The 14798-nt window shown below is 73.2% G+C and carries 13 protein-coding genes; 2 read left to right on the top strand and 11 right to left on the bottom strand.

The genetic code is table 11. The features are described from left to right. Positions 1-5: 5 nt before the first annotated feature. From ACIRR8_RS10045 to pdhA, 7 genes are all read right to left on the bottom strand, one after another. Positions 6-992: an NAD(P)H-quinone oxidoreductase gene (locus tag ACIRR8_RS10045; protein ID WP_404061456.1), complete on the bottom strand. Its 987-nt coding sequence runs from the start codon at positions 990-992 to the stop codon at positions 6-8. A 117-nt stretch (positions 993-1109) separates the two neighbouring features. After that, the gene (locus ACIRR8_RS10040; protein ID WP_404061453.1) at positions 1110-2228 is read right to left on the bottom strand and encodes a potassium channel family protein; all 1119 of its coding nucleotides are present in this window, start codon (positions 2226-2228) and stop codon (positions 1110-1112) included. A 31-nt stretch (positions 2229-2259) separates the two neighbouring features. After that, positions 2260-3888: a molybdopterin-binding protein gene (locus tag ACIRR8_RS10035; RefSeq protein WP_404061451.1), complete on the bottom strand. Its 1629-nt coding sequence runs from the start codon at positions 3886-3888 to the stop codon at positions 2260-2262. Continuing rightward, the gene (locus tag ACIRR8_RS10030; RefSeq protein WP_404061448.1) at positions 3885-4799 is read right to left on the bottom strand and encodes an NTP transferase domain-containing protein; all 915 of its coding nucleotides are present in this window, start codon (positions 4797-4799) and stop codon (positions 3885-3887) included. Before ACIRR8_RS10030 ends, ACIRR8_RS10035 begins: the two co-directional genes overlap by 4 nt. Positions 4800-4891: 92 nt before the next feature. Next, complete coding sequence (locus ACIRR8_RS10025) at positions 4892-6343, bottom strand: dihydrolipoamide acetyltransferase family protein (RefSeq protein ID WP_404061446.1); 1452 nt, start codon at positions 6341-6343, stop codon at positions 4892-4894. Then, complete coding sequence (locus tag ACIRR8_RS10020) at positions 6343-7374, bottom strand: alpha-ketoacid dehydrogenase subunit beta (protein WP_404061444.1); 1032 nt, start codon at positions 7372-7374, stop codon at positions 6343-6345. The genes ACIRR8_RS10025 and ACIRR8_RS10020 overlap by 1 nt, the downstream gene beginning before the upstream one ends. Then, positions 7371-8528, bottom strand: a complete 1158-nt coding sequence (pdhA, locus tag ACIRR8_RS10015; protein ID WP_356749770.1) for a pyruvate dehydrogenase (acetyl-transferring) E1 component subunit alpha — start codon at positions 8526-8528, stop codon at positions 7371-7373. Before pdhA ends, ACIRR8_RS10020 begins: the two co-directional genes overlap by 4 nt. 259 nt (positions 8529-8787) lie before the next feature. On the opposite strand from pdhA, the gene ACIRR8_RS10010 reads away from it, so the two are divergent. After that, the gene (locus ACIRR8_RS10010) at positions 8788-9366 is read left to right on the top strand and encodes an Lrp/AsnC family transcriptional regulator (protein WP_404061439.1); all 579 of its coding nucleotides are present in this window, start codon (positions 8788-8790) and stop codon (positions 9364-9366) included. A 15-nt stretch (positions 9367-9381) separates the two neighbouring features. On the opposite strand, the gene ACIRR8_RS10005 is transcribed toward ACIRR8_RS10010, so the two are convergent. Next, positions 9382-9978 carry a TetR/AcrR family transcriptional regulator gene (locus ACIRR8_RS10005; protein WP_093687771.1) on the bottom strand — a complete coding sequence of 199 codons (597 nt, stop codon included), beginning with the start codon at positions 9976-9978 and terminating at the stop codon, positions 9382-9384. A 156-nt stretch (positions 9979-10134) separates the two neighbouring features. Between ACIRR8_RS10005 and paaN the strand changes: the two genes are divergently transcribed. After that, on the top strand, positions 10135-11835 hold the full coding sequence (gene paaN, locus ACIRR8_RS10000) for a phenylacetic acid degradation protein PaaN (RefSeq protein WP_404061436.1): 1701 nt from the start codon (positions 10135-10137) through the stop codon (positions 11833-11835). Here paaN and ACIRR8_RS09995 read toward each other — a convergent pair. The 3 genes from ACIRR8_RS09995 to ACIRR8_RS09985 are packed head-to-tail and all read right to left on the bottom strand — an operon-like array spanning position 11832 to position 14745. Continuing rightward, a complete protein-coding gene (locus ACIRR8_RS09995) occupies positions 11832-12548 on the bottom strand; it encodes a TrmH family RNA methyltransferase (protein WP_404061433.1) in 717 nt (238 codons plus the stop codon). The genes paaN and ACIRR8_RS09995 overlap by 4 nt on opposite strands. Further along, positions 12545-13909, bottom strand: a complete 1365-nt coding sequence (locus ACIRR8_RS09990) for an HTTM domain-containing protein (RefSeq protein ID WP_404061431.1) — start codon at positions 13907-13909, stop codon at positions 12545-12547. Before ACIRR8_RS09990 ends, ACIRR8_RS09995 begins: the two co-directional genes overlap by 4 nt. Further along, entirely contained in the window at positions 13906-14745 is an 840-nt protein-coding gene (locus ACIRR8_RS09985; protein WP_404062546.1) for a DUF5819 family protein, read from the bottom strand. The genes ACIRR8_RS09990 and ACIRR8_RS09985 overlap by 4 nt, the downstream gene beginning before the upstream one ends. Between the last annotated feature and the right edge of the window lie 53 nt (positions 14746-14798).

The raw sequence follows: 14798 nt of genomic DNA, 5'->3' as shown, positions 1-14798 counted from the left end.
GTGCTCTACGCGCCCGGCGCGGCCAGCAGCACCTTGCCGATGTGGGTGCTGGATTCGAGCACCCGGTGCGCCTCGGCGGCGTCCTGCATCGGCACCGTACGGTCCACCACCGGCCGGACCACGCCGTCGGCGATCAGCGGCCAGACATGCTCGCGTACGGCGGCGATGATGGCGGCCTTCTCGGCGAGCGGGCGGCCCCGCAGCGAGGTCGCGGTGACGGCGGCCCGCTTGGTGAGCAGCGCGCCGAGGTTCAGCTCGCCCTTCGCACCGCCCTGGAGGCCGATGATGGCCAGGCGGCCGTTGACGGCGAGCGCCTTCACGTTCCGCTCCAGGTACTTGGCGCCGACGATGTCCAGGATGACATCGGCCCCCGCCCCGTCGGTCGCCTTCGCCAGCTCCTCGACGAAGTCCTGCTCGCGGTAGTCGATGAGGATGTCGGCGCCGAGCGCGGCGCACTCGGCGAGCTTCTGCGGGCTGCCCGCCGTGACCGCGACCCGGGCGCCGACCGCCTTCGCCAGCTGGATCGCCATCGTGCCGATCCCGCTGGAGCCGCCGTGGACGAGGAGGGTCTCGCCGGGGCGCAGGTGGGCAATAAGGAACACGTTCGACCAGACTGTCGCGGTGACCTCGGGCAGTGCGGCCGCCGTCGTCAGGTCCACACCGTCCGGTACGGGAAGGAGCTGGCCCACCGGTACGGCGACCTTCTCCGCGTAGCCGCCGCCCGACAGCAGTGCGCACACCTCGTCGCCGACCGCCCAGCCGGTCACCCCGGGGCCGAGCGCCGCGATGCGGCCGGAGCACTCCAGACCGGGGTACGGAGAGGCGCCGGGCGGCGGGTTGTAGAAGCCCTGCCGCTGGAGCACATCGGCACGGTTGACGGCACCGGCGACGACCTCGACGAGGACCTCGCCTTCGCCGGGGACGGGATCGGGCACCTCGGCCCAGACGAGCGCCTCGGGGCCACCGGGTTCGGGGATCGTGATCGCATGCATGGCCGCGAGGCTACTCCCGCCGCCGGCCGCCTGCCCTTGGCGCGCCGCTGTCCGTACGCCGGTTCCGCCGCTGTCCGTACGCCGGTTCCGCCGCCTGTACGCCGGTTCCGCCAGTGGTCAGGAGCGGTGCGGCGGCAGCGGCAGGTGGGGAAGGGAGGGGCCGGACGGGCCGGAGCCGGAGGGCGGGCTGGCGCGCACGATGGTGATGACCCGGTCCGTCAGCTGCAACGGGCTGGCCGCCGGGTCGTCGTAACCGAGCAGCCGGTGGCCGCGCAGCACGCTGACGACCAGGTCGTCGGTCTCCCGGACGCTCTTGCCCACCTCGGCCTTTATCACCGGACGTTCGATGAGATCGAGACCGCTGCCCTGCTGGATCAGGTCCTCCATCACCGTGCCCGCGCTCGGGCTGAGGACGGAGAGGCCGAGCAGCCGCCCGGCGGCGCCACTGCTGGTGATCACGGCATCGGCACCGGACTGCCTCAGCAGAGGCGCGTTCTCCTCCTCGCGGACCGCCGCCACGATCTTCGCACCGCGGTTCAGCTGACGCGCGGTCAGCGCGACCAGCACGGCGGTGTCGTCGCGCTGGGTGGCGATGATGATCTGACGGGCCTTCTGGAGCTCGGCCCGCAACAGGACATCGCTGCGGGTGGCATCGCCGAGCACGCCGGTGAAGCCCTCCGCGTTGGCGGCCTCGATCACCTTGGAGGCCGGGTCGACGATGACGATCTGTTCCTTGGCCATGCCGGTGGCGCAGAGGGTCTGGATCGCCGAACGGCCCTTGGTGCCGAAGCCGACGACGACGGTGTGGTCACGCAAGTTGGCTCTCCAACGCTTCAGCCGGAAGTCCTCACGGGTCCGTTCCGTGAGGACCTCCAGTGTGGTGCCGACCAGGATGATCAGGAACATCACGCGCAGCGGTGTCACGAGCACCACGTTGATCAGCCGGGCTCCGGCACTGTACGGGGTGATGTCGCCGTACCCGGTGGTGGAGAGGGTGACCGTCGCGTAGTAGACCGCGTCCAGCAGATCGACCTTGCCGTCGGCGTTGTCGTTGTAGCCCGCGCGGTCGAGCCAGACGATGAACACCGTCGCGGCCAGCACGAGCAGCGCCATCAGCAGCCGTTTGCCGACCTGCCGGGCCGGACCGTGGGTGACCCGACGGGGGAGCATCACCCGCGTCGGTACGACGTGTTCGTCGGCCCGCCGGGCCATCGCGTCCTGTCCGGGAAGTTTCACGTGAAACACCCCTTCTCGTGGCCGGGAAGTTTCACGTGAAACACCCTTCCGTCCACGGCGTCGCCGGGGCCCATGGGAGATCCAGAATCTCCACCTCGGTGCCGGACCGTACCCCGCCGGGGGGTACGACGGCCAACCCGTCCGCCGCGGCGATCCCGCGCAGCATGGCCGGACCGTTGTACCGCAGCGGCGCCACATGGTCCCGGCCGCCCGCCCCGCCCGCGCGGTGGACGACCGGGACGAGGCGGGTGTCCTGCGGATGACCGGGCACATCGGCGTGGACGAGCGCCCGGTACGCGTCCTGGGCCGGGCGGCCCGCAAGCCCGGCCAGGAGAGGTTCGGCGAGGGTCAGCAGCCCTGATACGGCCGCGAGCGGATTGCCGGGCAGCCCGACCAGGTACGGCCCGTCCGGAGCGAGGAGCGCCAGCAGCATCGGGTGGCCGGGGCGCACGGCGACGCCGTCCACGAGCAACTCGGCGCCGATGGCGGCCAGGACCGGATGCACATGGTCGACCGGGCCGGAGGCGGTGCCGCCGGTGGTGATGATCACATCGGCGTCGGAGGAGGTGAGGGCCGTACGCAGGGCCTCGGCGTCGTCGCCGAGGCGGCGGGGCGCGGAGACCTCGGCGCCCAGAGCCCGCAGCCAGGGCGCGAGCATGGGGCCGAGGGCGTCGCGGATGAGGCCGTCGTGCGGGAGGCCCGCGGCGAGGAGCTCGTCACCGAGGACGAGGACGTCGGCGCGGGGGCGGGGGACGGCGGGCAGCGCGTCGTACCCGGCGGCGGCGGCGAGCCCGAGCACCGCCGGGGTGACCACGGTGCCGGCCGGCACCAACTGGTCGCCCGCGCGGCACTCCTGGCCACGGGAGCGGATGTCCTGGCCGGTGACGACCGGCCGCCGGGGGGAGAGCAGGCCTCTGGCCTCGTCGACGTGGGCGTGCTCGCTGCGGATGACCGCGGTGGTGTCGGCGGGGGTACGGGCGCCGGTGGCGATGCGTACGGCGGTGCCGTCGGGGAGGGGCGCGGTGGCGGGACCGTCGCCTGCCCGCAGTCCGGTGCCTTCCTCGTACGTCCAGGGGTCGGGTCCGGCGACGGCCCAGCCGTCCATGGCCGAGGTGTCGAAGGACGGCAGGTCGGTGAGTGCGGCGAGCGGCTCGGCGAGGACATGGCCCAGGGCCCGGTCCAGCGACAGCCGCACCACGGCGGGCGGTCCGCCGCGCCCTGCCCGCGCGGCGACGGCCCGGGCGCGGTCCCAGGGGAGGGTTGGAGAGCTGGGGCGGTCGGCGTCCGGGGAGGGGAGTGGGTCGGTGGGGTTCTGGTCGCGCGGCACTCGGTCGTCCGGCCGGCCGTTCACCGGGTTGCGTGGCCGGTGGCCGGCTCGGTCAGGCACCCGGCCGTTCGCACCGCCGTCGGCCCGGTCGCGCGCACGGTCGCCGGCCCGGTCGCGCGGCTGGTCGTCGGCGCGGTCGCGCGCACGGTCGCCGGCGGGGTTGCGCGGCTGGTCGCCCGGCCGGTCGTCGGCGCGGTTGCGCGGCTGGCTGTGGCCGCCGACCAGCGCCAGGGCCTGTTCGACGGCCAGCTCTTCGGCGTCGGCGTCGGCCGTGGCGCGCTCCACGGCGCTGTCGGCCGTGCCGGACCGTCCGGGCAGGTCGCCGCCGGTCATGGCGTTCCGGCCTGTTCGCCGCTCGCCTCCGGCGGAGTCGCCTTCTCCGCTCCGCCGGCCTCCGCCGCCTCCGCCGCCCAGCGCAGGGCCAGCGCGGTGGCCTTGCGGGCGGCCTCGGCGACCGCCGCCGCGGCTTCCTCCGGGGCCGCGCCGGCGCTCGCCCGGGCCGCCGCATACCCGACCAGGAAGGTCGTGAGCGGTGCGGCGGGCCGCGCGACCCCGTGCGCGGCGTCGCGGGCGAGGTCGAGCAGGACGTCGGTGTCGACGTCGAGTTCGATTCCCAGTTCGTTCTTGACCGAGGTGATCCATTCGTCCAGCACGGCCCCATGCTCCCTGATCCGCGCGCGGGCGGCGGCGATGTCGTCCCAAGTGTCGCAGTCGAAGGCGGCGTGCGGCCCGGCGTCGACCCGGGCCAGATCCAGCTCGCCGGTCAGCAACCGGAGCGGCAGCCCGGCGAGGGAGCCGTGCTCGGTGGCGACCAGGGCCAGCTCCCGGCGGAGCGCCTCGGCACGGTAGACGGCGACGAGCGGCTGGTCGCGGCCGTCGGGATCGGTGCAGAGCGCGCCGTCCCGGCCGTCCTCACCGGCGGCGGCGAGCAGCGCGTCGACCGTGGCGGGGCCGAGGAACGGCAGGTCGGCGGAGAGGACGAGCACCCGCTCCGCCTCCGTCAGCCGCACCCCGGCCCCGAGCGCCGCCAACGGGCCCCCTCCCTCCGGGACTTCACGGGTCCAGGTGACCGGCCGGGAGGTGGGTCTGCGGCCGCCCACCACGACGGTGGCGCCCGCGCCGGAGCAGGCCGCCAGCACCCGGTCGAGCAGCGCGCGGCCGCCGACCCGTACGGCCGGCTTGTCGGCGCCGCCGAGCCGCTTCGCGGCCCCGCCGGCCAGGACGATCACGTCGTAGGCGGTCATACGTCGAGTATGGGCACCACCTGGAGCCGACGCCCCCTCCGGGGTGGCCGCACGGGCCGGGTCCGGAAGGGGCGTGCACGTAAGGGCGGGCCCTACAAGGTGCGCAGGAGCACCGCGGGCTGCTCCACGCAGTCGGCCACGTACCGGAGGAAGCCCCCGGCCGTTCCGCCGTCGCACACCCGGTGGTCGAAGGTGAGCGAGAGCTGGACGACCTGACGTACGGCCAGCTCACCGTCGTGGACCCAGGGCTTGGGCATGATCCGGCCGACGCCGAGCATCGCCGCTTCGGGGTGGTTGATGATCGGCGTGGAGCCGTCGACCCCGAACACCCCGTAGTTGTTCAGCGTGAATGTGCCGCCGGTCAGCTGGGCCGGGCTGAGCTTTCCGGTCCGCGCCAGCTCGGTCAGCCGGGCGATCTCGGCCCCGATCGACTCGGCGTTGCGGGTGTGCGCGTCCCGGACGACCGGGACGACGAGGCCCCGCTCGGTCTGCGCCGCGAACCCGAGGTGCACGCCGGGCAGGCGCACGATCTCCCGGGCGGCCGTGTCCACCGTGGAGTTGAGCTCCGGATACCGGGCGAGCGCCGCCGTACAGATCCGCGCCAGCAGCGCCAGGACCGACACCTTGGGCCCGCCGGACGGGCCCGACGCGGCGTTCATCGCGGCGCGGGCGGCCATGAGTTCGGTGGCGTCCGCGTCCACCCAGCAGGTGGCGTCCGGGATCTCGCTCCGGCTGCGCGACAGCTTGTCCGCGACCGCGCCCCGTACCCCGCGCAGCGGAATCCGCTCGGCGGTCACCGGTGCGGCCGCGCTCGCGACGGCCGTGCTCGCCACGACGGCCGTGGGCGCCTCCGCCACGGCGGGCTCGGCAGCCGGACGGGCCGCCGTCTCCGTGACCTCGTCCGACACCCGCCGGATCGCGGAATCCACGTCGGCCCGCAGGATCAGCCCGTCGGGCCCCGATCCCGTCAGCCGCCGCAGATCGATCTCGTGCTGCCGGGCCAGCCGGCGTACGAGCGGGGAGACCACGGCCACGGGCCCCTGCCGGCCGTTCACCCCGCCGGCCGCGGCGGGCACGGACGCCGGCTCGGCCACCGACACGGGAGCGGGAGCCGCGGGGGCACCGGCCCGTTCCGGCCGGATGCGCCGCCGCCGGGCGGCCGGCGCACCGGTCCCGTACCCCACGAGCACGTTCCCCGACCCGGAATCCGACCCGGACCCCGACCCGCCGGAAGACTCCTCATCCGCCGAGGACGCCGAGGGCGCGGAAGGTTCCGGAGAAACCGACGAGGCCTCCGTCGCCCCCACCGCGACCGTCAGCAGCGGTGCTCCGACCGGCAGTTCGGCACCCTCCTCACCGAACCGGGCCGTCACCACGCCCCCGTACGGACACGGCACCTCCACCATCGCCTTGGCCGTCTCGACCTCCACGACGGGCTGGTCGATGGCGACGACATCGCCGACCTCCACCAGCCAGCGCACGATCTCCGCCTCGGTCAGTCCCTCGCCGAGGTCCGGCAGCTTGAATTCGAGGACCTGGGCCATCAGCTGTCCGCCTCCCACTGCAACCGGGCCACCGCGTCGAGCACGCGGTCCACTCCCGGCAGATGGTGCCGCTCCAGCATGGGCGGCGGATACGGGATGTCGAAGCCGGCCACCCGCAGCACCGGAGCCTCCAGGTGGTGGAAGCACCGCTCGGTGATCCGGGCCGCGATCTCGCCGCCGGGGCCGCCGAAGCCGGGCGACTCGTGGACGACGACCGCCCGCCCGGTGCGCCGCACCGAGGCCGCGACCGTCTCGTCGTCGAACGGCACCAGCGAGCGCAGATCCACGACTTCGAGGTCCCAGCCCTCCGCGACCGCCGCCTCGGCGGCCTCCATGCAGACCGGGAGCGACGGCCCGTACGTGATCAGCGTGGCGCTGCGCCCGGTCCGCCTGACGACCGCCTTGCCGATCGGCTCGACGGCGGCCGGAGCCTCCGGCGACCAGTCGGCCTTGGACCAGTAGAGCCGCTTGGGCTCCAGGAAGACCACCGGGTCGTCCGAGGCGATGGAGGCGCGCAGCAGGCCGTAGGCGTCGTCCACCGTGGCCGGGGTGACGACGTGGAGGCCCGGCGTGGCCATGTAGTACGCCTCGGAGGAGTCGCTGTGGTGCTCGACGCCGCCGATCCCACCGCCGTACGGAACGCGCACGGTGATCGGGAGCGGCATGGCGCCACCGGTGCGGTTGCGCATCTTGGCGACATGGCTCATCAGCTGCTCGAACGCCGGATAGGCGAACGCGTCGAACTGCATCTCCACCACGGGCCGCAGCCCGTACATCGCCATGCCGACGGCCGCCCCGAGGATGCCCGCCTCGGCCAGCGGCGTGTCGGTGCACCGGTCGTCGCCGAACTCCTTGGCCAGCCCGTCGGTGATCCGGAAGACTCCGCCCAGGGTGCCGACGTCCTCACCGAGCACGTGCACGGTCGGGTCCTCGGCCATCGAGTCGCGCAGCGCCCGCCCGAGGGCCTGCGCCATCGTGGCCGGTTTCGCCTTCGCCGTACGTCCGCCGGTTTTCGTAGCCGCCGTGGTCATCGGCCCGCCTCCGCGCTGTGCTCGTGGTCCTGTTCGGCGTCCAGCTCGGCACGCAGGGCGGCGGCCTGCTCGCGGAGCTGGCTGGTCTGTTCCGCGTACACGTGGGTGAAGAGGTCCATCGGGGTCAGCTCCGGATCGGCGTTCATCCGGTCGCGGAGAGCGGCGGCCATGCGCTCGGCGGCCTCCTTCGCCTGCGCGATGCCCTCGTCGTCCAGAAGCCCGCGGCCGGTCAGCTCGCGCTCCAGGAGCTGGACCGGGTCGTGCGCCCGCCAGGCCTCGACCTCGCTGTCCACCCGGTAGCGCGTGGCGTCGTCGGCGTTGGTGTGGGCCTCCATGCGGTAGGTGACGGCCTCGATCAGCGTCGGCCCTCCTCCCCGCCGGGCCCGGGCCACGGCCTCGCCGAGCACCTGGTGCACGGCCGCCGCGTCGTTGCCGTCGACCAGCCGGCCCGGCATCCCGTATCCCACGGCCTTGTGCGCGAGGGAGGGGGCGGCGGTCTGCTTGGCCAGCGGTACGGAGATGGCGAAGCCGTTGTTCTGCACGAGGAAGACCACCGGGGCCTTCCAGACGGCCGCGAAGTTCAGCGCCTCGTGGAAGTCGCCCTCGCTGGTGCCGCCGTCACCGACCATGGCGAGCGCCACCACGTCGTCGCCCTTGAGCCGGGCCGCGTGCGCCAGGCCCACCGCGTGCGGCAGCTGCGTGGCGAGCGGGGTGCAGAGCGGGGCGATGCGGTGGACACGCGGGTCGTAGCCGGTGTGCCGGTCGCCGCGCAGCAGGGTCAGCGCCTCGACCGGGTCGAGCCCGCGCGCCACGGCCGCCAGCGTGTCCCGGTAGCTGGGGAAGAGCCAGTCGCGCTCCTCCAGCACCAGGGCCGCGGCGATCTCGCACGCCTCCTGGCCGGTGCTGGAGGGGTAGACCGCCAGCCGGCCCTGCTTGGTCAGCGCGGTGGCCTGCGTGTTGTACCGGCGGCCTCGAACCAGCTCCGCGTGGAGCCGGAGCAGCAGCTCGGGGTCGACGTCGGCGACCGCGTCCGTACCGAGCACCCGGTAGGGCTCCGGGTCCGGGAGCAGCGGGGCGGGGTCGGTGATCGGCTTCCAGGCCGGGGGCGGCGTGGGCCGGTAGGTGGCCGCGCCGGGCAGCTCTTGGACCGTCATGGAAGGCACCTCCAGGCATCGATGGAGATCAGGGTGGCGATCGGGCGATCGAAGGATCGAGGGTCTCGATATGCAGAGGAATGGCAGGAGATGTCGCGAGGGTGTCGCGGGGCGTGCGAGGCACCGGTGTGGTGTGCCTCACCTACCGATTGTTCGGTCGCGAGCGCATTTTGGCTACAGGCACCTTCAGCCTGTGGACAAACGGTTCTCCACAGCTTGGGATGGAGGCAGGTCGTCCACAACAGGGAGGCGCGGGCAGATGGCAGCTGAACAAATGGCCGGAACGGGCGAGGACCCCGGCCGCGCCGCGCCCCCGGCCACGGCACCACCGCTCACCCCACCGGGCCCGGAGCCGGCCGCAGCCCCGCCGGCGCGCCCTCTGGACGCCATCGACCGCGACATCCTGCGCATCCTCCAGACGGACGGCCGGGCCTCCATACGGTCGGTGGCCGAGCGGGTCCATGTCTCGCGCGCCAACGCCTACGCCCGGATCAACCGGCTCGTCGAGGACGGCGTGATCCGCGGATTCGGCGCCCGGGTCGACCACGAGCGGGCCGGGCAGGGCGCCTCGGCGTACATCACGCTCAAGATCGTGCAGAACTCCTGGCGCACCGTGCGCGAGCAGCTCCAGGCGCTGCCCGGGGCCACGCACATCGCGCTGGTGAGCGGCGATTTCGATGTTCTGCTGCTGGTGCACACGCCGGACAACCGGGCGCTGCGGGAGCTGGTCCTGACCCGGATCCAGTCGATTCCCGAGGTGCTGTCGACGCGGACGCTGCTGGTCTTCGAGGAGACGGACCTCGGCCCCCGCCCGGACCGCCCGGCCGAGCTGGCCTGACCACGCCGGACCGGTTCAGCGGCCGGTCGCCCGCATCCCCTCGAAGGCGAGCTGGACCACCGTGTCGGCGAGCTGCTCCTCCCCCGGGAAGCCGCCCGGCTGCGGCCGGTACCACTCGACCAGCGAGTTGACCATGCCGAAGAGCAGCCGGGTGGCCAGCCGTATGTCCACATCGGCCCGGAGGTCCCCGTCGGCCACCGCGGCCTTCAGCAGCTCCGCCACCCGCTGGTCGAACTCGCGCCGCCGCTCCAGCGCCCACCGCTCGGTCTTGGTGTTGCCGCGCACCCGCAGCAGCAGCGTGACGTACGGAACCTCCGCCATCAGCACTTCCACGGTCCGGCGCGTGACGTACTCGACCCGCTCGATCGCGCGCCCGCGCACCGCCCCCGGCTCGTCCAGGACGGCGAAGAGGCCGTCGAGCGCCCGGCTCACGGCCCGGCGCAGCAGCTCCTCCTTGCCCGCCACATGGTGGTAGATGGAGGACTTGGAGATGCCCGCCGCCTTGGACAGGTGCTCCATGGAGGTGCCGTCGTAACCGCGCTCGTTGAAGACACGGACGGCGACGGTGAGCAGGGTCTCCGGGGTGTACGTGTCCCGCTTGGCCGTGGTCATGTCCGCGATCCTCCCCCATGAGGGGCCTTCCCCGCGCAGGCGGGGACCGCCGAAGTTGTCCACAGGTTCACCGGGGCCCCTTGTCCCGACCGATCGTTCGGTTACTCTGGCTCCGTCCGTACGTCCCCGCCCGGCTCGATGAGGAGTTGGTCCGCCATGGCCGCCGCGCTCACCCCCCAGCAGCTGTCCGAGACCCACCGGCCCACGCTCGACCAGGCCCTCGACACGATCGGTACCCGCGCGTACTGGTCCCCGCACCCCGAGCACCCGAAGGCGTACGGAGAGGGCGGCGCGCCGGGCAGTCTCGGGGCGGCCGAGGGCAAGGCCGCGTTCGACGCGGTGCTGAACACCCGGCTCGACCTGGACCAGCCCGGCACCGACGGCTGGACGGGCGGGGAGACCTCGCCGTACGGACCGGAGCTCGGTGTCGAGTATCCGCACGCCGACCTCGATGTCCTGCTCCCGGCGATGCAGGCCGGCACATCCGCCTGGCGGGCGGCGGGTCCTGAGACCCGGGCCCTGGTCTGTCTGGAGATCCTGTCGCGGATCAGCGCCCGCACCCACGAGCTGGCCCACGCCGTGATGCACACCAGCGGACAGGCCTTCATGATGGCGTTCCAGGCGGGCGGCCCGCACGCGCAGGACCGTGGCCTGGAGGCCGTCGCGTACGCCTATCAGGAGCAGGTCCGCACGCCGGAGAGGGCCGACTGGTCCAAGCCGCAGGGCAAGCGTGACCCGCTGAAGCTGACGAAGACGTTCACCACGGCCGGCCGCGGGATCGCGCTGGTCATCGGCTGCAACACCTTCCCCACGTGGAACGGCTACCCGGGCCTGTTCGCCTCGCTCGCCACGGGCAACCCGGTGCTGGTGAAGCCGCACCCCAGGGCCGTGCTGCCCCTCGCGCTCACCGTCAAGATCGCCCGTGAGGTGCTGGCCGAGGCGGGCTTCGACGCCGACCTGGTCGCGCTGGCCGCCGAGCGGCCGGGCGAGGGCATCGCCAAGACCCTCGCGGTCCGCCCCGAGATCCGGATCATCGACTACACCGGCTCCACCGCCTTCGGCGACTGGCTGGAGGCCAACGCCCGACAGGCGCAGGTCTACACCGAGAAGGCCGGCGTCAACACGATCGTCGTCGACTCCACCGACGACTACCGGGGCATGCTCGCCAACGTGGCGTTCTCCCTCTCGCTCTACAGCGGCCAGATGTGCACCACTCCGCAGAACCTGCTGATCCCGAGGGACGGCATCACCACGGACGACGGTCCCAAGTCGTACGACGAGGTGACCGCCGACATCGCGGCGGCCGTCACCCAGCTCCTCGGCGACGACGCCCGCGCGGCGGCCCTGCTCGGCGCGCTGGTCAACCCGGACGTCAAGGCCCGGGTCGAGGCGGCCGGTGAGCTGGGCGAGGTGGCCCTGGCCTCGCGTACGGTCGCCAACGCCGAGTTCCCCGACGCCGTCGTCCGTACGCCGGTCGTCGTCAAGCTCGACGGGACGAAGAGCGACGAGGACGCGGCGTACCTCTCGGAGTGCTTCGGTCCGGTCTCCTTCGCCGTGGCGGTCGAGTCGACGGACGCGGCCCTGGAGCTGCTGCGCCGCACGATCCGGGAGAAGGGCGCGATGACCGTCGGCGCCTACACCACCTCCGCCGAGGTGGAGCAGGCGATCGAGGAGGTCTGCCTGGACGAGTCGGCGCAGCTCTCGCTGAACCTGACCGGCGGGGTCTACGTCAACCAGACGGCCGCCTTCTCCGACTTCCACGGCTCCGGCGGCAACCCGGCGGCCAACGCGGCCCTCTGCGACGCGGCCTTCGTCGCCAACCGCTTCCGGGTGGTGGAGGTCCGCCGCCAGGCCTAGAAGGCGTCCCGGGGGTCGGGGACATCGGCGTAGCGCTGCACCCAGGCGTGCATCGCGATCGCCGCCGCGGCCCCCGCGTTGATGGACCGGGTCGAGCCGAACTGGGCGATCGAGCACACCATCGAGGCGTGCTTCCGCGCCTCCTCGGTCAGCCCCGGCCCCTCCTGCCCGAACAGCAGCACGCACCGGCGCGGCAGCTCGGTCCGCTCCAGCGGTACGGCGCCAGGGAGGTTGTCGATCCCGATGATCGGCAGGTCCTCGGCCGCCGCCCAGGCGGTCAGGTCCACCGTGTCCGGGTGGTGGCGCACATGCTGGTAGCGGTCGGTGACCATGGCGCCGCGCCGGTTCCAGCGCCGCCGGCCCACGATGTGGATCTCCTTCGCCAGGAAGGCGTTGGCGGTCCGGACGACCGAGCCGATGTTGAAGTCGTGGCCCCAGTTCTCCACGGCCACGTGGAAATCGTGGCGCCGCAGGTCGAGATCGGCGACGATCGCCTCGCGCGTCCAGTAGCGGTAGCCGTCACCGACGTTGCGCCGGTCGCCGTGGGCCAGCAGCTCGGGGTCGTACCGCTCGTCCTCGGGCCACGGCAGCGGGTGCGGCCCGACGCCGATGGCCTGGCCGTAGCCGTCGTCGTACTGGAGGGGCTCCGCCGGGACGGGGTCCACGGGCGCGGGCTCTGGGGTGCCGCCGGTGCTGCCGGTCTCGCTGCTCACCCGACGAGCGTATGGCCCCCGCCACCGCCGTGCGGCGGGGCCTCCCCCGTACCGCCGCGTTCCTCCGGCACCGCGCGGGCGGCGGGCACCTCCTGCGGGCCGCCGGTCTCCGGGGAGCGTGACCGCCGCGGCAGCCACCCGGGCAGCCGCTGCCGGCCCAGCGCGGCCCGCCCGCCCAGCCAGACGAGGAAGACCGTCGGCAGGAACACCGCGTCGGCCGCGATCATCGCCATCGAGAAGAACGGCAGCCCGAGCAGCACGGCGATCCCCGCGTGCTCGGCGATCATGATGACCAGCAGGACGTTCTTGAGCCGCCGGTTGAACAGGGTGAACGGAAACGCGACCTGGACGATGACCGTCGCGTACGTCAGCACCATGACCATCAGCCCGCTGGAGGCGAGCACGTCCGAGAGGGCGGGCCACGGCGAGAAGTAGTCGAGCTTCAGCGGGTAGTAGAGCGCGGTGCCGTCCTGCCAGCGCGAGCCCTGGATCTTGTACCAGCCGGCCGTCGCGTAGATCAGGCAGACCTCGATCATGATCACGACGAGTGTGGCGTTGTGGGCGAGGTTGGCCAGCACGTCGAGCAGGGCGCGCGGCTGTCCGTGCGGCGCGTAGCGGTTCGCGGCCCACCAGGCGGCGGCGGAGAGCCAGAGGATCCACAGCAGGACCGGCAGCCACCAGGTCCCGCCGAGACCGTCCATCAGCGTGGCCCCCAGCAGGACCGGGCCGAGGACCGCCCAGAGCACCGGGCCCGTGACGTCCCGCCGGGGCGGCAGGCCGAGCGCGCCACGCTCGGCCTCGCGGGCCGTGCGGCGGGCGTCCAGCGACCAGACCTGGGCGCAGCGCGTCAGGACGAGGTAGATCGCCATCAGGTGGATGACGTTGTCACCGCCGTCGCCCATGAAGACGCTGCGGTTCTGTACGGAGAGCACGCCGACCATGAAGAGGACCGACATCGTCCGGGTGCGCCAGCCCAGCAGCAGACCGGCGGCGGACAGGACGGTGAGCGCGTACACCACCTCGAACCAGAGCGCGCTGTCCGACCAGAGGAGGACGGAGAAGGCGTCGTTACCCGCCGTGAGCTGCCGGGCCAGGTCCCAGTGCCACGGGCTGTCGGGGCCGTACAGCTCATGGCGGTGCGGCACCTCGCGGACCAGGAAGAACAGGTAGGTGGCGGCGAAGCCGATCCGGATGACGGCACTCTGGTACGGGCCGAGGGCCGATGCGGTGATGCGCTGGAGGGCGCGGGCGAGGGCGGTGCCGGCGCCGGTGATCCGGTCGGGCCTGGCGCCGCGAGCCGGAGCGGGAGCCGGTGGAGCGGGCGGGGTGGACGGCGGTCCGGCGGGCGGGGTGGTGGTCACTCGGTCCCCTCCTCGGCGCGCGCCGCGTCACGCGGTGCGGGCAGGTCGTCGGGGGTCACGGGCCACCAGGGGAGTTCGCGGTAGCTCGGGCGGGTGTCGGCCTTCTCGGTGGACCACGGGGGCGGGGAGATCGTGCTGCTCGCCGACCTCATCTGGATCCGCTCGACCGTGCCGCCCAGGTCGCGCTCGCTCAGCCGCAGCATCGCGATGCGCCGGATGTAGCGCTCGGAGAGGTCGCCGCGCAGCCCGTTGGGCTTGTTCCGGTCGTCGTGCGAGTTCACGTAGAAGTCCCAGCCTCTGCGGAGCTCGTTCTGGTGCACATGGCTGGGGAAGAGGCTGCCGCGTATCGCGTCGCCGTCCTCCTGGGTGAGGCTGATCCAGCCGGTGGTGCGGCGCCCTTCCGCCCCGGACACCTCGGCCCGGACGTGGACGGCGATGTTCTGCTGGAGCGGGTTGGGAGCGAAGAGCTTCCAGTTCTGTTCGAACTCCGGGTAGATCCAGTCGTCGACCGTCTTGCCGTGCTGCTTGGTCAGCGTGTTGGACGGGGCGACGTGCAGGAAGACCATGGCCACCTGTGCGCAGGCCAGGAGCCCGATGAGGGAGAGGGAGAGGGCGGCGACGAGCTGATAGCCGAAGGAGAGACCGGCTATGCCGACGCCGGTTCCGGGTGGGGTCGGAGCGGGGACCGGAGCTTCCGTTCCCGGGGCCGGGGAGTCCGGTCCGGGTGCCGGGGCGTCCGGTTCGGAAGAGGTCCGGCTCACGGCGTGCGGCCGGACGCCCTCGTGCGCGCTGCCGGAATCCCCGCTGCCGGAGCTCCCGTCGTGGTCCGCATCCATCCCGCCCCGCTCACCATCGATCACCACTCGGTTATCCACAGGGTTGACACCCT

The organism is Streptomyces sp. NPDC101178, from assembly GCF_044767965.1.
Classification (GTDB): domain Bacteria; phylum Actinomycetota; class Actinomycetes; order Streptomycetales; family Streptomycetaceae; genus Streptomyces.
Note: the sequence above shows the minus strand (reverse complement) of the source record. Positions and strands in the feature narration are given on the sequence as shown.

Bases quoted from the DNA above. Each gene is read 5' to 3' on its own strand.
- ACIRR8_RS10020 (WP_404061444.1), bottom strand. From the start codon at position 7,374: ATGACCACGGCGGCTACGAAAACCGGCGGACGTACGGCGAAGGCGAAA.
- ACIRR8_RS10035 (WP_404061451.1), bottom strand. From the start codon at position 3,888: ATGACCGGCGGCGACCTGCCCGGACGGTCCGGCACGGCCGACAGCGCC.
- ACIRR8_RS10025 (WP_404061446.1), bottom strand. From the start codon at position 6,343: ATGGCCCAGGTCCTCGAATTCAAGCTGCCGGACCTCGGCGAGGGACTG.
- paaN (WP_404061436.1), top strand. From the start codon at position 10,135: ATGGCCGCCGCGCTCACCCCCCAGCAGCTGTCCGAGACCCACCGGCCC.
- ACIRR8_RS10005 (WP_093687771.1), bottom strand. From the start codon at position 9,978: ATGACCACGGCCAAGCGGGACACGTACACCCCGGAGACCCTGCTCACC.
- pdhA (WP_356749770.1), bottom strand. From the start codon at position 8,528: ATGACGGTCCAAGAGCTGCCCGGCGCGGCCACCTACCGGCCCACGCCG.
- ACIRR8_RS10030 (WP_404061448.1), bottom strand. From the start codon at position 4,799: ATGACCGCCTACGACGTGATCGTCCTGGCCGGCGGGGCCGCGAAGCGG.
- ACIRR8_RS10010 (WP_404061439.1), top strand. From the start codon at position 8,788: ATGGCAGCTGAACAAATGGCCGGAACGGGCGAGGACCCCGGCCGCGCC.
- ACIRR8_RS09985 (WP_404062546.1), bottom strand. From the start codon at position 14,745: ATGGATGCGGACCACGACGGGAGCTCCGGCAGCGGGGATTCCGGCAGC.
- ACIRR8_RS10045 (WP_404061456.1), bottom strand. From the start codon at position 992: ATGCATGCGATCACGATCCCCGAACCCGGTGGCCCCGAGGCGCTCGTC.